Source organism: Pseudomonas graminis (assembly GCF_004364335.1).
GTDB classification, from domain to species: domain Bacteria; phylum Pseudomonadota; class Gammaproteobacteria; order Pseudomonadales; family Pseudomonadaceae; genus Aquipseudomonas; species Aquipseudomonas graminis_D.
On the sequence record NZ_SOCR01000001.1, the window covers coordinates 1 to 19,175 of the forward strand.

Genomic DNA, 19,175 nt, shown 5'->3' on the forward strand with positions numbered 1-19,175 from the left:
ATCGCCTTGTTGCGCACCAGTCCTTCTTCGCGAATTTTGACACGCAGGGCATCGAAGAAAATAACCGGATACATCGGCTCCAGAGGCCGCTGTTGCCACGCACCGATCTCAGCCATGACCTCGTCGGTGACAGAGCTGATGAAGTCAGGCGAAACGTCCGTACCGTACTGCTCGGAGAGAAACGCGCGGATTTCCCTGACCGTCATTCCTCGGGCGTACATGGCGATGATTTTGTCGTCAAAACCGGTGTAACGGCGCTCGTGCTTGGGGATCAAAATGGGCGAAAAGCTACCGTCTCGGTCGCGAGGAATATCCAGCCGGATCGGGCCATCCCCGGTCAGAACCGTCTTGCCGCTTTTGCCATTACGCTGGTTAGTTTCATCCTTTGGGCGCTGCGCGCCCGACGGATAGCCCAGGTGATGGCCGAGTTCGGCACTCAGGGCTCGCTCGATCAACGCCTTTTTGAACGCCGCAGAGGCGTCCTCGATGGCTTCAGCGGTCATCAATCCGCCGCCGAACTGCTCAAGCAGCTCCTTAGGGATTTTCGGTAGCTCACGCAACGCAGGTTTCTTTTTGGTTGGCATACATGCACCTCCTACTCATGTTATGCCCAAACACAAAATTTCTGACACCCCCTGATATGCATAAGCCACGCAGCTAAACAAGCCGTTCTTGCACCAGCGCATTGCGAATAACCACCAGCATCGACTCAATATCCTGATCCCAATCCACCGTCCCGCTGATCCGCAAACACTGCTGATGCAACCCCCGCACACTGAACAACTCCCCTGGCGCCACCACGATCCGCTGTTCCAGCAACCGATTGAACACCCGCGCCATATCCACCCGATGCACACTCTCCAGCCAGATCGACGCCCCACCCCGAGGACGCGCAAACGTCACCTCATCCCCCAGATACGCCTCAACCCCGCTCGCCAACTCACCGACTCGCTGCTCAAGACAACCACGCAACTCCCCCATATGCCGATCCAGCTGCCCCGACGCGTACAACCGCGCGATCGCCTTCTGCCGGACCGGCGGCAACCGAAACGAGCGCAACACCCACTGCTGATGCAACAGCGCCCGTGAATGCCGACTCAACAGATACCCGAAGGGCGCCTCCAGCCCGATCATCTTGTCGAACGCCCCCAGCACCAACAACCGGTCCGGATCAATCAAATCCCGGAACGGCGAACGGTCGTCCTCAAAACACAACGCGCCATGGGTATCGTTCTCCAGCACCCACAACCCGTGCAGGTTCAGCACCTCCGCCATCTGCGCACGCTGGGCGGATGGCATTATCTGCCCACGAACCGGGTCCATCTGCGACGACACAATAGCCATCTTCACGTCTTCCCGCTGGATCACCGCACCCAGCTCATCGACATCGATCCCTCCTTGTGCGTCGGTGCAGACTTCGATCACCCGAATCCCGTACGTCTGCAGCGTGCGCAGGATGCTCCAGCCGCACGGCGACTCCACCAGCAGGGCGCCGTCGCGCAGTTGCAACGCTTCGATCACGGCTTTCAGCACGCCGGTCTTGTCCGGGCCGATGAACACGTTGTCCGGGTGCCAGCAGTGCTCGGTGGACGAGGTGTAGTGGCCGGCCAGGGCCGTGCGCAGCTCGACATCGCCGAAGGGCTGAAAACGCGGGTCGGGCTGGCAAGGATAATGACGCATGAGGTCGCGCTCAACGCTCAATAACGCGCCGTGAAGCGACAGCAACAGCGTCGGTTCATCGGCGCCAAAGACGAACATGTCCGGGCGCCGGGCGCTGGCATGAAAACGCGTGAACACGTCATCGCCTTCCAGCGGCAAGTCGTTGCAGGGGTTGGGCAGCGCGAAATAGCCGGATTTGGGTACGGCGCAGATGCGCCCTTCTTTTTCGAGCAGGCTGTAGGCGTTCTGCACCGTGGAAATCGACACCCGCAGCCGTCGCGCCAGCAGCCGCAACGAGGGCAAGCGCACAGCCGGCCCGGCGGACAGTTCGTTGGTCAGCCTGAGCAGGTAGCGGTAAACCATCTGGTAAGCGAAGTCGGTCTTGTTGTTATTCATCGAACACCCCTTCCATGCGCAAGGCGCAGGGTTATTGAGAAAGAGCCCCGTCGACCGCCCGAGGCTCGGCGCATCCCGTAGCGTCATTTCACCGTGCAGCCTTCAGCGCCCCGAAATCAGTTCCGTGGTCAGGGCGCCGGTGTGCGGGTCGACCGTCGCCACCCGGTGTTTGTCGGGGTCGCTGGCGCGTACCCGGGCGATGATCGAGCGGTCGTCGTTAAAGTCCACGTGGCGCTTGGCGTACAGCGATTGCAGCCCCTTCAGGCTCAGGCCGCTGACTTCCACCAGCCAGTGCGGCACGAGGTCCGGAACGAGCTGCCCGGCGAGGGTCTTGTGCAGATCGCTGAGCCCCACCAGCATGCCGGGGTGATAGCGACGCAGGAAATCCTCAAGCCGGGCGCCGGCGTCTACAAAGGGGGAAAACAACAGGCACACCCATTGGGTCTCGCCCAGGCCAAACGCCTCCTGACCGTAGCCTTCGGCAAGCTGACGGCGATCGTCGATTTTTTCGGGGCTGTCGTAGGCGGCCAGCGCCTGGGCGATCAATCGGGCAGGCATGCGTTTGCGGCGCATCATGGCCGCCGCCAGCTCCAGGTACTCGGCGATGCCTTCGCTGTACGCCCGCCCTTCGATGAATTCGGCCTTTAGTCCGCGCAGGTGGGCCATCAGCAGCGGGTTGGCGCAGTCGGACTCACTGAAGTTAAACGCCAGGTCATCGAACCGGAAGCCCAGAAAGTCAGTGAGCAGCCCCCAGTGTTCCTCGGTGCGAAAGCCAATGAGGTCCGCCGCGGTCAGCAAGGTCGGGGCGATGGTTCGGTTCAGGTAGACGGGTGGCCGGCCATAGCCCAACGCGTCGGCCGACTCGCCGTACAGCTCCTCGTAGTAAGCGCGCCCGACACGGTCGATGACGCTCAATGCGCCGCTGAAACCCAAGGTGTGCCAAGGCTCGATTTTCTGCCCGCCATGGCGCGCCAGACGCATGATCCACGTCGCATATTGCTTCTGCTCCTTGAGCGAGTCGCCGCTGATCACCGCATTGACGCCGTCACCCCAGCTGGCGGCGCGCACCATGAAATCCGCCATGCCCAGATAACAGCTGTTGCAGAAGGTGGTCCGCGCATCGCCCGCGGTCAGGTGCCCGCCCAGCAGCAGGTCGGAGCGGTTCTGTTCCCGACCCGCCGTCGAAAAAGGCAAGTCGGGCTCGAAGACCTGCACGTACTGATGATCGATCACCAGCAGCTCGACCCTCGGGTCGTCGTGCAGAAACAACGCCGAATAACAGCGGTCGATGTTGCCCATCACCGCCGAGGTAATGCCCGCATGGCGCATATTGGCCACCCGCAGCCTGAACGTGGCCGGCCCCCGTGCAGCAATGCTCAGTTGCGCGGCACGCAACATGGCCACGGTATAGGCGCTGTCCTTGCCGCCGCTGAAGGCCACCAGCACTTTATAGCCGCCGATCCTGTCTATCCCGCCCGCAGCGACGATCAGACGCTGTATCAATAACTGAAGCGCGGTTCGTTCGTTGCGATTCATATAACCCGAGAGGCGTTGCAGCACTTGCTGATAGACGTAGTTCATGGCTTGTTCGTGCATTGAACTCATGGCTTCAACACCCGACTGATCAGCCTGGCGACACTGCTCGCCATGTCGACCTTGATAACTTGGCATGAGGCAGGCCCAACAGGAGTGGGCGCGGCGGATCGATCATCAGGCAAAGCAAAGGGCGGCAGGTCAACAAGCATCGACTCGTTCCTTGAGCATTTAATTATTGAAACTATTATCGACGCACCCTGAACAATTACAAGCCAGCCATCACCGACACGTTAATGTTCTCATTTCGACAATTCCGAACCGGAATTAAACAAGGATGTTTAAATAAGGGTTTATTAAAACGAACAGCCCATCGATTCGAAAAGTTTTATCAACGCCACGCACGTGGCGCGTGGATCACTCCATTAAACACCCCATAAACAAAAAAGCCTTCCAGAACATTCCGGAAGGCTTCAGAGAATACAACGTGACCGATGACTGACAGGGCGGATACCTTTAACCCGGTCTCCGACACCTCAATCCCGACGCCAGGTCAAAAGCGTCGAGCATTCAATGAGCGCGATGGTCTGCCCTCAGGATGGATCAACCTCAACCACCACGCGACCGCCCACCGGGCAACCGTCCATCAAACGGTGCGCCTCGACCAACTGATCGAACGGGAACACCTTGGTGATCTGCGGTAACAGCATGCCATCCGCCGTCATCTGGTTGATGTCGCGCAAGGCACGCTTGATCGCCTCTTCGTCCTGCTTGATGCCCAGCTCCGGCTTGCCGGTGAAGTTGCCCACACAGTGCACAAAGAACTGAATGTTCTTCTGAAACGCTGCACACGCCGGAAACGGCGTCTGGTTGCCGCCTTGCAGGCCATAGAGAATCAGACTGCCACGGGGTGCCAGCACATCACCCAGAATCGACATCTGCGGGCCACCCAAACCGTCGAGGACAATGTCCACGCCACGGTTGTCGGTGTAGCGGTTGATCGTCAGAAGCAAATCCTCTTCCTCGGTGACGATCACCTTGTCCGCACCCATTTTCAGCAGGTATTCGCGGCACGCGTCGGTCTTGGTCGCCGCGATCACCTTGACGCCGAGCGCCTTGCCCAGTTGCAGGAACGCAGGGCCCGCGCAATGGCTGGCGTCGGTGACCAGCGCCGTTTGCCCGGGTTTTGCCCGCGCCAATTCAACGAAAGCAAAGTACGCCACCAGCATCGGCGTGTAATGAACGGCCGCCTCATTGGGCGTGAGCACGTCCGGATAGCGGGTCACGGAAGTCTGGGGCAGCAGAATCAGCTCGCCGTAGACCGGGTACACATTGACGTCAGCCGAAGGAAAGCTGGCAACCTTGTCCCCCACTTTCAGCTCGGTCACGCCATCGCCGATGGCGGTAATGACGCCCGCCATTTCCGAACCCAGGCCGGCCGGCAGGCGAGCCTGGGATGAAGCCAGATTTTGTCGCCACAGCACGTCGTACCAGGTGACGCCGATCGCCTGGACGCGCACTTGCACCTCACCGGGTGCAGGCAACGCGACCGGCAGCTCTTCTACTTTGAGCACCTCGGCCGGACCGAACTGATGAAAACGGATCGTGCGGGACATTTCGAACCTCGCCTTATGAACCTTGATGCCATGAACTCTATCCGGACGCCGCCGGTAACACTATCAGTGGCTATTAATAGTCAACATGCCTGCTGTCGATTCTGATGATGCAGGCGCTCGCCAAATCTGTAGCGGCCGTCCCGGGCCAGCTGGGCGCACATTGTTGGGTGCTCACCGCGACATTGCAACCCGGAGGCCACATATCGATGAATCCCGCGTCCCACGCTGGCTGCATCGGCCCGGATTACAAAGGGCCAGTACGTAGAAATTGGTGTGTATATAACCGTCAAGGTTTCATCGACGCGCGTCGGCGGGCCTCAGCGGTGGTGGCGGGAAGCGCATTTACAGACACGCAGGAAAATTCAACGATGCAGACAACCGGTATTTACCCGTAATATCCCTGCCTGAGTTGAACACGTGGCGCGCGTCTGGGCCGCCGCTGCTGTTTTGAAAATGTATCGACCAACGTCCCCGAGACCCCCGTCATGAATCGCAACGACCTGCGTCGCGTCGACCTCAACCTGCTCATCGTTTTCGAAACACTGATGCACGAACGCAGCGTCACCCGCGCTGCCGAGAAGCTGTTCCTCGGTCAGCCGGCGATCAGTGCAGCGTTGTCGCGGTTGCGCGGGCTGTTCGACGATCCGCTGTTCGTGCGCACCGGGCGCAGCATGGAACCCACCGCGCGGGCCATCGAGATCTTTGGTCTGCTGTCCCCTGCCCTGGACTCCATTTCCACCGCCGTCAGCCGCGCCGCCGACTTCGACCCGGCCACCAGCACGGCGGTGTTCCGCATCGGCCTGTCCGATGAAGTCGAATTCGCCCTGCTGCCGTCACTGCTCAAGCGTCTGCGCTCGGAGGCGCCAGGCATCGTGCTGGTGGTACGCCGCACCAACTACATCCTGATGCCGGCGCTGCTGTCTTCCGGCGAAATCTCCATCGGCGTCAGCTACACCGACGACCTCCCCGCCAACGCCAAGCGCAAAGTGCTGCGCCGCAGCAAACCCAAACTGCTGCGCGCCGACACCATGCCAGGGCCAATCACCCTGGACGACTTCTGCGCCCGCCCCCACGCACTGGTGTCCTTCGCCGGCGACCTGGGCGGTTTCATCGACGAGCACCTGGAAAAAATCGGCCGCAAACGTCACGTCGTGCTGGCGGTTCCGCAGTTCAACGGGTTGGCCACGCTGATTGCCGGAACCGACATTGTGGCGACAGTGCCGGACTACGCTGCCGCCGTGCTGACGGCTGCCGGAGGTGTGCGCTCGGAAGAATTGCCGATCGAATCGCGTACGTTTGAGCTGCACATGGCCTGGCGCGGGTCACAGGACAATGATCCGGGGGAGAGATGGTTAAGGTCGCGGATACAGATGTTTTTTGGGGATCCGGATAGCTTGTAACGGATGGCCCGTGGACATTTATTGAAGAGCAACGCCAGCAATGAAACATCCAACTCCCTGCTACACGCTGTTCACTGTGATGCTTTCACTGTTCTGCCAACCCGTCCTGGCATCGTCGTGGCAGATCTGCAGGATGGAGTTGCGTATTACTGATGTCGTGACAAAACCCTTTCCACAGTTGCAGGCCGAGATCCTGGAAGTGAGCGCAAAAACGGCCAATGTCGTCTGCCCGGAGCGGGGCGCGACTTTCATGTTTACGCCGGAAACGTCGGACTATCAGGCGGTGCTTCCACGCCGAAGCTGGCCAAAAAAAGGGCAAGTGGTGCGCTTTGATTACCGGTACCTGGACGGCACCTGTAAAGGCGACGGTAATGCTTATCCTTGCCGGATTAAGCACTACTCGTTGCCGAGGTAATAAAATCGAATCTCATCTTCACACTGGTTGATTTGCAGCATCGCGTTTTGAATAGCGGCACCGCGCGATCACACGCATCAGGGCGTCGCAACTTCAGCACTTCACCATAAAGCAATGCACAAAGCCCCCACCGGGATCCAGTGAGCATCAGGCCTTTTGCCCCATCCAATTATCGTTTACGCGAACCGCCCCGCTCTGATTAACATTTTCGAGTCCTGAATAAGGGTTTGACAGCGGATCGCATCAACCAGCCTGTCCCCCCAACGCCCGCCTGGCACCGCCGACAGCCTCCCCCCAAAACCCCTCCGCCGCCTGACTCAACTGCGCCTTCGGCCGGGTCAGGTGAATCTCCAGCGGAATGTCCCAGCTTTCATCCAGCGCTCTGACCAAACGCCCTTCCAGCACTTCCTGCTCGGTGAGGCTTTTGGGCAGCCACGCCACGCCTTTGCTCTCCAGCGCCATGGACATCAGCACGGCGGCAAGGTGGCTGCTGAAGAGCGGTTTGAGGTGAAGGTAATCTTCTTTGCCCCGCAGTCTGTGGGCGACGATACGTCCCAGCCCGGATTCATGGGTGTACGCCAGATACGGCAGTGCCGCCGGCGCGGTGCCGAAACGGGTTGACGTGCTCGCCAGGGGCACCAGCACGTCCTCACCGACCTTCTTGCTGATGAACTGATCAGGGGCCAGCAGCGGCGGCACGTCGGGGTGGCGATGGCAGAGCAGAAACTGCACCTGGCCATGGATCAGCATCTGCTCGCACACGGCCATGCTGTCGGAGTGCAGTTGCACGGCCTCGATGAGCGCGCCGTTTTCCGAGCTTCGCAGCCACTTGGGAAAGAAGGTGAACGACAGCGAATGAGTCGCCGCGAACTTGAGTGACCGCGCTGCCATCCCGGCCACTTCCTGGGCCTCGTTGCGCATCCGGTACAGGTGCCGGGCCGCCTCCTGAGCACTGGGCAAAATCTGCCGGCCGGCTTCGGTCAGCGTTGCGCCCTGTGGTGTGCGCACGAACAACTCCACGCCCATCCAGTTCTCCAGCGAGCGAACGCGGCGGCTGAAGGCCGGTTGGGTCACGTGCCGTGCTTCGGCTGCACGGACAAAGCTGCCGTACTCCGCCAGCGCTGAAAGGTCTTCGAGCCAGACGAGTTCCAAGGGGCCATGCCTCCTGTGCATAGGGTGCGGCATTAATAGCATTGGGCGCGTAACGTCGCAAAGCCTAACGTGGGGACACGAACAACAGCACGTACAACAAGAGTAACCCGCCATGCGCATCGTCGACATCCGTGAAAAAACCGTCTCCATCGCCTCGCCCATCGCCAACGCCTATATCGATTTTTCCAAGATGACCTGCTCGGTCGTGGCGGTCATCACCGATGTGATGCGCGACGGTAAACCCGTGATCGGCTACGGCTTCAATTCCAACGGTCGCTATGGCCAGGGCGCGCTGATGCGGGATCGCTTTCTGGCGCGCATCACCGAAGCGAACCCCGACACCCTCATTGATCACGAAAACAATAACCTGGACCCGTTCGCCATCTGGAACGCCCTGATGACCAACGAAAAGCCAGGCGGCCACGGTGAGCGCTCGGTCGCGGTGGGCACTATCGACATGGCGGTGTGGGACGCGGTCGCCAAGATTGAAGGCAAACCGCTCTATCGCCTGCTGGCTGACCGTTACCGCAGCGGCGTGGCTGATGACAAAGTCTGGGTCTATGCCGCAGGCGGGTATTACTACCCCGGAAACGACCAGACCAAGCTCAAGGCGGAGATGCAGAGCTATCTGGATCGCGGTTATGACGTGGTCAAAATGAAGATTGGCGCGGTGCCACTGGACGAAGACATCCGCCGTATCGAAGCGGTGCTGGAGGTGGTCGGGGACGGCCGTCGGCTGGCGGTCGATGCCAACGGCCGTTTTGATCTGGAAACCGGTATTGCTTACGCCGAAGCCATCAAGCCGTACCACCTCTTCTGGTACGAAGAAGTCGGTGATCCGCTGGATTACGCGCTCCAGGCCGAGCTCGCCAATCATTACGAATTGCCCATGGCCACCGGTGAAAACCTGTTCTCCCATCAGGACGCCCGCAACCTGCTGCGCCATGGCGGCATGCGCGCTGATCGCGACTTTCTGCAGTTCGACTGCGCGTTGTCCTACGGACTGGTGGAATACATGCGCACCCTGAAAGTAATGGAAGACATGGGTTGGTCGTCACGTCGCGTGGTGCCACACGGTGGTCACCAGATGTCCTTGAACATCGCCGCCGGCCTACACCTGGGCGGCAACGAATCCTACCCGGACGTCTTCCAGCCCTTCGGCGGTTTCGCTGACGGGATCAAGGTGGAAAACAGCTATGTCGGGTTGCCGGATATTCCTGGGGTTGGCTTTGAAGCGAAGTCCGCCTTGTACGCCGTGATGCGCGAGTTGGGTGAAGACTGACTGGCGATGGCGTCGGTAGTCGGCTGTCGGGATGCACTCGCGAGACCTCTGCGCACCGGGCGGGATGAGAGTGGGTCACGCTTGCTCTCCAGTGTGTGAATGCTGAACTCGGATGCAGGACCGGCATTAGCCGGGAAGACGTCAGGCGCCACGCTGCACATGTGAGGGTGTTCATGCCGGCCTCTTCCCGGCTAAAGCCGGTCCCACTAACAGCACCGCCTATCCCGGTAGGCGGGGCAGTCAACTGCACTCAAAAACCAATGGTTGCCGACAGCAGGTAGGTCCTGGGGGTCGCCAGTGTCAGACCGGGCTCGCTGTCATCCGAGGCGCCGGCGGAGGCCCAGTAACGCTTGTCCATGACGTTTTCGATGTTGGCGCGCAGCGTGATGTCCTTCTGGTCGACCTTGAAGGCATAACGCGCACCTAGATCGAAACGCTCTGAAGCATCGATGCTTTTGCTGTTGGCCTGGTCCAGATACTGCGAACTGGTGTAGATGGCCCGCCCGGTCAGGGTCAGGCCCTTGACCTGCGGCACGTCCCACTCGGCACTCAGGTTGGCATTGTATTCGGGCGTGGCAGGTGCCCGGTTGCCATCGAACTGACCGTTGACGGTGTTGGTGAGTTCGCTGTCGATGTACATCACCCCGCCCAGCAGGCGGAAGCCCTTGCGGGGTTCGCCGAACAGGGTCAGTTCGACACCGTCATTCCGACGCTTGCCATTGGGGCCGAAGACCCGTGACGTGGCGTTGGTCTCGTAAGCCGGCTGCTTGATACGGAACACACTGGCGGTGAACGCATAAGATCCCAGGTCATACTTGGCACCGACTTCGACCTGACGACTGACGAACGGCGGGAATATCTCGTCTTCGTTAATCGAGGTCGACGGCGCGATTTTGCCCTGGCTCAAGCCTTCCATGTAGTTGGCGTACACCGAAAAGTCATCAGTGACCTTGTACAGAATGCCGCCTGAAGGCGAGACCTTCTCCTCGTCGTAGGCGGTGTCGCCCTTGACGTTGTCAGTCCAGTCGTCAACCTTGACCCGCTGCCAGCGGGCACCGAGTGTCAGCAGCAGGCGGTCATCGAAGAAACCCAGTGTGTCGGTCAGGGCCACGCCGCTAAAACGGTTTTCGGTGTAGACCCTGGCGTCGGATCGAGTCGGGTTGACGGGTGTCGGCGTCTCGACCGGGTCGTACAGATTGCTGGGCGAGGACGCATAGCGCGCGCCGCCGTTCTCGAAGTCCATGTAGAAATAGCTGGCAGCCAGATTGACCTCGTGGCTGACCGGACCGGTGTGGAACCAGTTGCGCACCCCGGCGTTGGCCGTCCGGACATTTTCGTCACGGGTAAAGTCGCGGGGCTGGACGCTGAAATCGCCCGCATTATTGGTCACCGACACCGCATGGCGCAGGAACTCATGGTTGCTTTTGCGCGCACCGACGCCGCCATAGAGCATGACCGAATCATTGACGTCGTACTCGGCATTCACCGCCCCGAAGGTGTCCCGGGTGCGCGCCTTACTCCAGGCCTGCGCATAGTTGTCTCGCACATCGTTGGCGTTGGGCACTTTGGCGTTGGCACCGACCTGCACGCGCTCCTGGGGTGCGTCGGTGTCACGTTCGGTGTGGCCGACATCGGTCGAGAGGCGCAAACGCTCGCCGCGGAAGTCCAGCCCCAGCACAGCCATCTCGCGGTCGACGCTCTGGTGATCCCACTCGGTATCGCCAGACTGCTTCACGCCGTTGAAGCGGATACCGAACTTGTCGTCTTCACCGAACCGGCGAGCCACATCCACGGCGCCACCGACCTGCCCTTTGGAGGCATAGCTCGTGGTGAATTCGGTGACTGGCTTGTCGGTTGCCCGTTTCGGCACCACGTTGATGCCGCCGCCGACACTGCCACGCGGCGAGATGCCGTTGATCATCTGGCTCGGGCCTTTAAGGATGTCGACCCGCTCGGCCATTTCCATGTCGATCGTGTAAGTGGGCAGGATGCCGTAAAGACCGTTGTAGGAAACGTCACTGTTGAACAGGCTGAAACCACGAATGGTGAACTGCTCGTAACGTCCGCCCGCCGGGTTGGTGGAGCGCACCGACGGATCACTGGCAATCAGGTCGCCCAACGTGCGGGCCTGCTGGTTTTTCACCGCCTCCTGGGTGTAGGTGGTCATGCTGAACGGCGTTTCCATGAAATCCCGCGAGCCAAGCATGCCTTGCGATCCTTTGCGCGCCACCTGACCGCCTGCGTAGTCCTGACCGTCTGTGGAGCCGCCGTCGCCGACAATCGACGTCGGCGCCAGCTGCATGCTCGTGCTTTGCACGGCAGGCATCAGCGTGTACGCCTGATCGCCGACGGAGACCAGTTGCAGACCGGTGCCCTGCAACAGTCGCGCAAAGCCTTCTTCGACCGCAAAGTCGCCCGACAAACCGGCGCTGTTGCGTCCGTTCACCAGCGCAGGGTCTACCGACAGGTTGACGCCGGCCTGCCCGGCAAACCGGGTCAGCGCGGCACTCAGCGTGCCTGCGGGCACTTCGTAGGCGCGCCTGTTCGCGGTGTCGGCCCAGCTGGTCGAGATGAACAGAGGACTGGAATTCAGGGTCAGCAACAAACTGAAATGCAACAGCGGGCGCAAACGGTGGGGAGAAACTGCAGACATAAAGGGAAGCTCTCGTCATTTTTTTCACTACCTGGAATGACCGGTGAGACGAAAAAAAGGGACAGGCTTCACGCACTATTTTTTTGCGGTGCGTTTTTTCGAGGGGCCAGGGTGACCCAGTAGCGGGTACGCGTGTGAATGTCTACTGGCAGACTGGCTGCCAGCAGCGACAGGACCCGGTCAGTGTTATCGAGCTGGAAGCTGCCGGTGACCCGCAATGCTTCAAGCTCGGGCTCCCAGCGCAGCAGGCCGGGGCGGTATCGGGCGAGCTCTCGCAGAAACTCACCCAACGGCTGATTCTGCGCAGTCAGCACGCCGTCACGCCAGCCAGGCAGCATGGCGTCGAAGGCGGTGACCGGCCCTGCACCGTTTCTTTGCAGGCTGATCTGCTGTTGCGCCTGCAAAACCAGTGCAGGGCCTTGCAACGGGTGGACCTGCACCGAGCCGCGGACCACCGAGACCCGACAGTCGTTCTCGTCAAGACGCACGCAGACTTCACCCTGGCTGACCCTGACACGACCGTAGGGACTGTTGATATTCAACGGCGCGCTGCCTAGCACGTTGAGTGCGATTTCTCCGCGTATCAGCGTGATCTGCCGGGCACCCAGATCGACATTGACGGCGCTGTCGGTGTTCAGTTGCAGGACACTGCCATCGGCCAGTGGCAGGCGCTGGTGTTCACCAATGGCGGTGTGCAGGTCGGCGCGCCAGACCTCCAGCGGTAACTGACGTCCCAACAGCCATACCGCCGGAGCCAATGCGGCGACGCCTAATAGGCTTTTCAGCGCGGCGCGTCGAGCCTTGTCGGGACGGTCCAGCGTCGCCATCGCCAGATTGGCCGGCAAGGCCGAAAAGCGCTGACGCAGCTGCTGAGCTTTTTGCCAGGCCCGCTCATTGTCAACCGCACTCTCACGCCAGTGCTGCAGCTCGGCGTGATCTTCCTCACGGGCACTGCCGGATTCGAGCAGCGCCAGCCACCGTGCAGCGCTGCGAACCACCTCGCGCTCTTCGTTCGAAGGTGACGACCGAATCACCAATCCACCAGCAGGCAGTGCTCATAGGCTTGCGCCATGTAGCGCTTGACGGTGCGCTCGGACACCTCCAGACGCTGGGCAATGTCGCGATAGCCCAGGCCTTCAAGCTGACTCAAGAGAAATGCCCGGCGTACCGGCGCTGGCAGACCGTCCAGCAACTCGTCGAGTGCCTGCAGGGTTTCCAGCAACAGCCAGCGCTGTTCGGGGGACGGCACGCAGTCTTCAGGCAACCGGGCCAACGCCTCCAGATAGGCCTGCTCAAGACTGCGCCGCGTGTAGAAATTGCTGAGCAGGCGCTTGCCCACGGTCAACAGATACGCCCGGGGTTCCTGCATATCGGCGATCTGTTGCGAGCTGGAGAGCACCCGTAAAAAGGTATCCTGACTCAGGTCCGCCGCATCCCAGGCATTGCCCATTCGCTTGCGCAGCCAGTGTTCAAGCCAGCCGTGATGGTCGCGGTACAGGGAATGGAGGGTCTGCGGAGGGAGCGTCGCTGTGTCAATCATGACAAGAGCCTTGAGCATGGATACGCCAAATGAGAATGATTCTAATCAGTGCGATATGCCGAGTCCATGCTCTTTTTTAAAAGGTCTGTTCCGATTGCCCGGCGCCTCAGCGCATCACCGCTTGAGGATGCCGAGACACAGGCGTTCTCACGCCTTCAGCTTTCGCGACAGGAAGTCCCGAATGTACTGCGCAATCTCGGGCGCGTGGGTCTCCAGTGCAAAGTGTCCGGCGTCCAGAAGATGCACCTCGGCACTCGGGATGTCCTTGCGAAAAGCCTGCGCACCCGGCGGGATGAAGGCCGGGTCGTGCTTGCCCCACACCGCGAGCAATGGCGGTTGATGCTTGCGCAGATAGGCCTGAAACGCGGGATAGGCGGCGACGTTGCTGCGGTAGTCGAGAATCAGGTCCAGCTGGATGTCCTCCGCGCCGGGCCGGGCCATGTAAAAAATGTCCAGGTTATAGCCGTCGGGCGAGAGCTTCTCGGGATCGGCACCGGTGCCGTATTGCCAGTCGCGGATGGTCTTGGGCGACAACGACGGGCGACAGGCTTCGCGGTTGGCCGGCGAAGGATCACGCCAATAGGCCTGCCACGGGTCCCACTGATCGCTGAAGCCTTCCAGGTAGGCGTTGCCGTTCTGGCTGATGATCGCCGTCACCTTTTCCGGGTTCGCGGCGGCGAGGCGCAGACCGGTGGGCGCCCCGTAGTCGAAGAGGTACAGCGCGTATCGGGTCAGCCCCAGTGCTTCGGTGAAACCCTCGACCACTTTATAGAGGTTGTCGAAGGTGTAATCGAACTGGCCACGCGGTGGCGCCAGGGTGTTGCCGAAACCGGGCAAATCCGGCGCGATCAGGCGGTACTGGCTGGCCAGCAGCGGCATGAGGTTGCGGAACATATGGCTGGCGCTCGGAAAGCCGTGGAGCAGCAAGAGTACCGGGGCATCCTTAGCACCGACTTCGCGGTAAAACACCTCGACATCGCCGACTTTTTGCGTGTGGAACCTGACCCGGAAAGCATCATCGAACTCGACGCCAATGTGCCGGGCAGGAGGCTGTGGGCTGGCCGGTGCAGCGCTTACGAATGAAGCCGCCACCGCAGACGCCGCTCCCACCGCAGACGCTTGCAAGATGCCGCGGCGACTGACACCAGGCGTGCTGTTCGAGGCGTTGGCCGAATCGAAGGTATTCATAATGAGACCTGCATGAGTGAATTCATGCGCAAGCCTATTGTCCGCAGCGAGGGCTGTGAATCACCAGGAAACTCAACTCACCATTGCGGTTTTTGCAACGCTGTCATGGCTCATGCGAACAGCGACAGCAGACCGCACGCCTTAGTGGGACCGGCTTTAGCCGGGAAAGCCTCAGGCGTCACGCTGCAAATGCAAGTCCTTCACGCGCCCGGCAACGGACTCTCTACTGGCACTCTATAATCGACAACCCGCTCCACATGCTCCAGCACCAGCCAGTGTCCATTGCCCAGTTGCCAGTCAAAAAAGTCCGAGAAATCCCGGTTCACCAGTGCCCGAATGGTCTTCGCCACAAAGCCGTGACCCACCAGCAGAATGTCTTCGGCGGCAGGCAAGTCGATCAGGGCAATCAGGCCTTCGTGAACGCGCTTGACCACTTCAGCGATCGACTCCCCTTCCGGCGGCCCGCTGTCCCACTGGCGCGTGACGTTGCGCTGCCACTCCTGCGGATAGCGCGCCCGCGCCTCGGCCTGGGTCAGGCCCTCGAATAGCCCGACATCCCTCTCGCGAAACGCCGGAATCACCTGCAAGGGCAGGTTCAACCGGTAGTTGAGGATGTCAGCCGTCTGCCTGGCGCGCTGCAACGGCGAGGTGACAATCCGGCGGATTGAGTCAGGCCATTCCAGACGCAACGCCGCCGCCTGTTCGCGGCCGGTCTCTGTCAGGCCGGGGTCGAGTGCGCCAAGGTAGCGGTGCTCGGCGTTGGCGTGGGTCTGGCCGTGACGTGCGACGTATAAACGCATGCAATGTCTCCGTTCGATGTCGGCCCATTCCGATAGGGCCTGCCGGATGGCAGGCCTGCGTGGCGGGGTCAGAAACGGTAAGAAACACCGGTGGTCACGTTGATCGGATCACCGACGTAGAAGTTGGCCGAGTCCTGCCCTCTTGCGTCGTACGCCGTGTTGGACGCCGTGGCATAGCGCTCGTTGGTCAGGTTGCGGGCATCGACGAACACCTCCCATTTCCGGCCTGGCGCTTCATAGCCGACCTTCGCGCCCCACAGTGTGTAGGACGGCGCATGCAGCGAATTGGCGAAATCGACGTAGTAGCTGGAAGCGGAACGCGCGTTGACTTCGGTATAAAACCCGCTGGCCTGCCGATATTCGAGCGCCGCCTGATAGACCTGACGCGGCAAACCTGGCAGCTCGTTATCGCCGAATGTCGCGTCATTGCGGTAGTGGAAATCGTTGTACGTGAACGCCTGGCGCAAGGTTACGGTGTCACCCTGTCCTTCCCACAACAACGCATTCAGACCGGCCTCGATGCCTTGATGGATCGTGCCGCTGCCGTTTGAGGTGGCGATCAACTGGTCCTGCGTCGCGGTGGCCTGACGCACCACCACCGACAGCAACTCCTTCTGCACCCACGAGCGATACAGCGTCAGGCTGCCGTCGAAAATCCCGTGGGCTCCGCGGATGCCCAGTTCCACGGTGTTGGCCTTCTGCGGGCGGACGTTCTGGAGGTAGGGTGTCCCGGTGCTGCCCAGTTGCCAGGTGACGGGAGGGTCAATGGAATGGCTGACGTTGCCGAACAGCTCGAACTCGGGGGAGATGTTGTAGCGCAGGCCAATACGCGGCGCCAGGTCATGCTCTTCGTATTCGACGCCGTTGGGAAACGCGGTGGTATTGATCCCGGTGGTGTACTCGATCTCCGCCTTGCGCTTGATGTCGATGAATGACAGCCCGGTCGACAGCCAGAGGTCATCTGTCAGCTGCAGCTCGTTGCCCAGCGAGAAAGTGGTGTCGCGCGAGCCGGTGTAGTTCGCTTCCTGCTGCTTGATCCTGGTCGCCCTGCTGTGGGATTTGACGTCGGCCAGGTACGCCCGAGTGGCGCTGAAGGTGGCGGTGCTGTCGCTGTTCAAGCCCAGAAACGTGTCGCCGGTGCGCAAATAACGCAAGGTCAGGTTGATGTCCTTCGAGCGCCAGTCCTGAGGCGTCGCGGAGTAGCGCCAGCCGTTATAGAGCGGGTAATCGTTGTAGCCCAGGCCGACCTCCAGCTTGGCATTGTCGTCGAAGGTATACGTGGTTTTGCTGCCAAGCAGGGTCGTGCCGTCCTTCTTGCGGCCGAAGGGCACGGCGTTGCTTTTCGGGTCATGTTTGATCTGGTATTTGGTCAGTGTGTTGCCCTGGCTGAGGGTCTCTTCCCGATAACGCAGGAAGAACCGGGTTTCCAGTTTGGGATTGAACACATAACCGAAGTTGGCAACGATGCCCTGCCCTTTGTTGGCGGTATCGTCCTGATAACCATCCCGCTCGTTATGTTGCAGGCTGACGTAATAGTCGGCGTTACCCTCCACGCCGCCGGTGCTCAATACCTGCTTGCGATAGCCATAACTTCCGGCTTCGAAGCGCGCGTAACTGCCCGGGTCGGTGCGGCCGGTCTTGCTGACGAAGTTGATCGCCCCGCCCAGCGATAACGCCGAATAGTTGAACGCGTTGGCGCCGTATAACACTTCGGTGTGATCAACGCCGGCCATGTCGAGCATGTCTTCCTGAGTACCGCCGGGGCCGGTCAGTGGCAGGCCGTCGAACAGAAACTTGATGCCCAGCACGTAGCCTTGATAAAAGGTGTTCAGTCCTGACCCTCGAATGGAGATCTTGTTGGCCGCTGACCCGCTGGTGGCCTGGGCGAATACCCCGGGCTGCAAGGCCAGTACATCCTCGGCGTTGGAGGCGCGGCCTTTTTCAATCTCGTGGTTATCGATGACGGCCGTCTTGCCGGGCACCTTCGCCAGTTGCTGCTCCGCCTTCTGCGCTCCGCTTGCCGCCGCGCTGGTCACCGTCACGGTCGCCAGTCGCGGGTCTTGCGAACCCCCGGCGTTATCCTCGGCGGCGAACAATGGCCCATGGACCAGCATTAGCAGAACGCCCAGGCTGGACGCCGTTGCCAAAGGATCGAAGCGCCGAGCGCGCGTATTAAAAAAGTGCTGTGTCAAAACAAGAGTCTCCGCAGTTAAACGTCAGTGGGAGCATCTATTCGTATAGTCGCGCTCGGCAGGGACTTTGCAGAGTTCATGCCATCTGTTAGTTGCCCTTTTTATCCGGTTTTTAATATTCAAAACGTTGGGCAGGCGACACGTTGCTGCAACGCTGTCGGGTGACCAACAGTTGCCAGGTACTCAAGGCCCTTGCACCACTGCTTATAACCTCATTCGAAAACCCCTGTAACCGGCTAAAAGCGCCTTATAACGCTCACTGTTTCTGACGCAACAGCTGATCGACAAAACAATGCTCACGGCACAACAGCCATTGCCGTCCAACGCTCTAGACCGGCCATTTTGCGGGGATTGAATACTTGGTATGGGTATTGCTCCCGGAACCAAGCCGGTGCAGGTGGCACCGGCATCAACAGGATCAGGGAACTTCGGTTTCCGTTTGTTAAACAGCTGGAGTTACTCAATGGCCAATGCCCAATCCGCCAGCGCACTGGATGTGCTGTGGCGCCAGGCTCCGGGCGGGGAATTGCTCGACTTGGGGCGGGTGTACCGAGGCCCTTTGGCGCTGTCGCGACTGCAGACCACGCCCCGGCAGGTATTGAACCGTCGCGAGGCATTGCTGCTGGGCGTGTTCGCCCTGGTATTGCACGGTGCGGTGATCTATTGGATCAACAGTTCTCCCGCCGCCGCCCTGCCCGTGGTCCCGCCGGAAATCCCGCCGATGACCATCGAGTTTTCACAGCCCGCCCCTCCGGTTGTCGAGACGCCACCGCCGCCGCCCGAGCCCGTCGCGCAACCTGTGGAACAGCCGCCGCCCCCGGTGGAGGACGAACTGGCCGCGAAACCGCCGCCGCCCATGCCCGTCCCGAAACCCAAGCCCAAGCCGGTCGCCAAGCCGGTGCCCACACCTGTCGCCAAACCGGTGGAGCAGCCACCTGCACCGCCGACTCCAGCGCAACCGGTCGCCGCGCCGGCACCGCCTGCGCCGCCCGCACCCGCGCCTGCACCGGTCACACCGGCTTCGGCCAATGCAGGTTACCTGCACAACCCTGCGCCGGAATACCCGGCCCTGGCCATGCGCCGCAACTGGGAAGGCACCGTATTACTGCGCGTCCACGTGCTGGGCAGCGGTAAACCGAGTGAGATCCAGGTGCAGAAAAGCAGTGGCCATGAGCAACTTGACGAGGCCGCTCAGGCGGCCGTGAAACGCTGGAGTTTCGTCCCCGCCAAACGGGGCAATGATCCCATCGACGGCTGGGTCAGCGTGCCCATCGACTTCAAAATCAGGTGATCGACCACCTGGTCGCAACATCGCGGGCTACCTGACAAAAGGCGCATCGCTTAGCCCC

At 60.8% G+C, this 19,175-nt stretch carries 15 protein-coding genes; 4 read left to right on the forward strand and 11 right to left on the reverse strand.

What is annotated here, in order from left to right:
* The 4 genes from EC919_RS00005 to EC919_RS00020 form a co-directional block, all read right to left on the reverse strand.
* On the reverse strand, positions 1–584 hold a 584-nt coding region (locus EC919_RS00005), incomplete at its 3' end, for a transposase (protein ID WP_208294934.1).
* A gap of 73 nt (positions 585–657) precedes the next feature.
* Positions 658–2,055 carry a PLP-dependent aminotransferase family protein gene (locus tag EC919_RS00010; RefSeq protein WP_133770015.1) on the reverse strand — a complete coding sequence of 466 codons (1,398 nt, stop codon included), beginning with the start codon at positions 2,053–2,055 and terminating at the stop codon, positions 658–660.
* A 102-nt stretch (positions 2,056–2,157) separates the two neighbouring features.
* On the reverse strand, positions 2,158–3,660 hold the full coding sequence (locus tag EC919_RS00015) for a hypothetical protein (RefSeq protein WP_133770018.1): 1,503 nt from the start codon (positions 3,658–3,660) through the stop codon (positions 2,158–2,160).
* 521 nt (positions 3,661–4,181) lie between these two features.
* A complete protein-coding gene (locus EC919_RS00020; protein ID WP_133770020.1) occupies positions 4,182–5,204 on the reverse strand; it encodes a zinc-dependent alcohol dehydrogenase family protein in 1,023 nt (340 codons plus the stop codon).
* A gap of 485 nt (positions 5,205–5,689) precedes the next feature.
* Between EC919_RS00020 and EC919_RS00025 the strand changes: the two genes are divergently transcribed.
* Together EC919_RS00025 and EC919_RS00030 are read left to right on the forward strand one after the other, a co-directional pair.
* Positions 5,690–6,604, forward strand: coding sequence for a LysR family transcriptional regulator (locus tag EC919_RS00025; protein ID WP_065990323.1), 915 nt, complete (start codon positions 5,690–5,692; stop codon positions 6,602–6,604).
* A gap of 40 nt (positions 6,605–6,644) precedes the next feature.
* Positions 6,645–7,019, forward strand: coding sequence for a hypothetical protein (locus tag EC919_RS00030; protein ID WP_133770022.1), 375 nt, complete (start codon positions 6,645–6,647; stop codon positions 7,017–7,019).
* A gap of 243 nt (positions 7,020–7,262) precedes the next feature.
* Here the strand turns inward: EC919_RS00030 and EC919_RS00035 are convergent, their stop codons facing one another.
* Positions 7,263–8,171: a LysR family transcriptional regulator gene (locus EC919_RS00035; RefSeq protein ID WP_133770024.1), complete on the reverse strand. Its 909-nt coding sequence runs from the start codon at positions 8,169–8,171 to the stop codon at positions 7,263–7,265.
* Between the two features lie 112 nt (positions 8,172–8,283).
* On the opposite strand from EC919_RS00035, the gene EC919_RS00040 reads away from it, so the two are divergent.
* The gene (locus tag EC919_RS00040) at positions 8,284–9,453 is read left to right on the forward strand and encodes a mandelate racemase/muconate lactonizing enzyme family protein (protein ID WP_133770026.1); all 1,170 of its coding nucleotides are present in this window, start codon (positions 8,284–8,286) and stop codon (positions 9,451–9,453) included.
* A gap of 250 nt (positions 9,454–9,703) precedes the next feature.
* On the opposite strand, the gene EC919_RS00045 is transcribed toward EC919_RS00040, so the two are convergent.
* The 6 genes from EC919_RS00045 to EC919_RS00070 all read right to left on the reverse strand — a co-directional run bounded on the left by EC919_RS00045 (position 9,704) and on the right by EC919_RS00070 (position 17,748).
* A complete protein-coding gene (locus EC919_RS00045; protein WP_133770028.1) occupies positions 9,704–12,106 on the reverse strand; it encodes a TonB-dependent receptor in 2,403 nt (800 codons plus the stop codon).
* Positions 12,107–12,174: 68 nt separating this feature from the next.
* Positions 12,175–13,140 (reverse strand): FecR domain-containing protein, encoded by a 966-nt coding sequence (locus EC919_RS00050; protein WP_133770030.1) that lies wholly within the window; start codon positions 13,138–13,140, stop codon positions 12,175–12,177.
* Positions 13,137–13,646, reverse strand: coding sequence for a sigma-70 family RNA polymerase sigma factor (locus EC919_RS00055; RefSeq protein WP_133770032.1), 510 nt, complete (start codon positions 13,644–13,646; stop codon positions 13,137–13,139). Before EC919_RS00055 ends, EC919_RS00050 begins: the two co-directional genes overlap by 4 nt.
* Before the next feature lie 147 nt (positions 13,647–13,793).
* The gene (locus EC919_RS00060; RefSeq protein WP_133770034.1) at positions 13,794–14,834 is read right to left on the reverse strand and encodes an alpha/beta fold hydrolase; all 1,041 of its coding nucleotides are present in this window, start codon (positions 14,832–14,834) and stop codon (positions 13,794–13,796) included.
* A 200-nt stretch (positions 14,835–15,034) separates the two neighbouring features.
* Positions 15,035–15,634, reverse strand: a complete 600-nt coding sequence (locus EC919_RS00065; RefSeq protein ID WP_133770036.1) for a histidine phosphatase family protein — start codon at positions 15,632–15,634, stop codon at positions 15,035–15,037.
* 68 nt (positions 15,635–15,702) lie between these two features.
* Entirely contained in the window at positions 15,703–17,748 is a 2,046-nt protein-coding gene (locus EC919_RS00070; RefSeq protein ID WP_133770867.1) for a TonB-dependent receptor, read from the reverse strand.
* A gap of 541 nt (positions 17,749–18,289) precedes the next feature.
* Here EC919_RS00070 and EC919_RS00075 point away from each other — a divergent pair.
* Positions 18,290–19,117, forward strand: a complete 828-nt coding sequence (locus EC919_RS00075) for an energy transducer TonB (RefSeq protein ID WP_133770039.1) — start codon at positions 18,290–18,292, stop codon at positions 19,115–19,117.
* Positions 19,118–19,175 lie beyond the last annotated feature (58 nt).

Excerpts from the sequence above, each read along its gene's own strand:
- EC919_RS00010 (WP_133770015.1), bottom strand. The coding sequence starts at position 2,055 with ATGAATAACAACAAGACCGACTTCGCTTACCAGATGGTTTACCGCTAC.
- EC919_RS00015 (WP_133770018.1), bottom strand. The coding sequence starts at position 3,660 with ATGAGTTCAATGCACGAACAAGCCATGAACTACGTCTATCAGCAAGTG.
- EC919_RS00020 (WP_133770020.1), bottom strand. The coding sequence starts at position 5,204 with ATGTCCCGCACGATCCGTTTTCATCAGTTCGGTCCGGCCGAGGTGCTC.
- EC919_RS00025 (WP_065990323.1), top strand. The coding sequence starts at position 5,690 with ATGAATCGCAACGACCTGCGTCGCGTCGACCTCAACCTGCTCATCGTT.
- EC919_RS00030 (WP_133770022.1), top strand. The coding sequence starts at position 6,645 with ATGAAACATCCAACTCCCTGCTACACGCTGTTCACTGTGATGCTTTCA.
- EC919_RS00040 (WP_133770026.1), top strand. The coding sequence starts at position 8,284 with ATGCGCATCGTCGACATCCGTGAAAAAACCGTCTCCATCGCCTCGCCC.
- EC919_RS00045 (WP_133770028.1), bottom strand. The coding sequence starts at position 12,106 with ATGTCTGCAGTTTCTCCCCACCGTTTGCGCCCGCTGTTGCATTTCAGT.
- EC919_RS00055 (WP_133770032.1), bottom strand. The coding sequence starts at position 13,646 with ATGATTGACACAGCGACGCTCCCTCCGCAGACCCTCCATTCCCTGTAC.
- EC919_RS00060 (WP_133770034.1), bottom strand. The coding sequence starts at position 14,834 with ATGAATACCTTCGATTCGGCCAACGCCTCGAACAGCACGCCTGGTGTC.
- EC919_RS00065 (WP_133770036.1), bottom strand. The coding sequence starts at position 15,634 with ATGCGTTTATACGTCGCACGTCACGGCCAGACCCACGCCAACGCCGAG.
- EC919_RS00070 (WP_133770867.1), bottom strand. The coding sequence starts at position 17,748 with ATGCTGGTCCATGGGCCATTGTTCGCCGCCGAGGATAACGCCGGGGGT.
- EC919_RS00075 (WP_133770039.1), top strand. The coding sequence starts at position 18,290 with ATGGCCAATGCCCAATCCGCCAGCGCACTGGATGTGCTGTGGCGCCAG.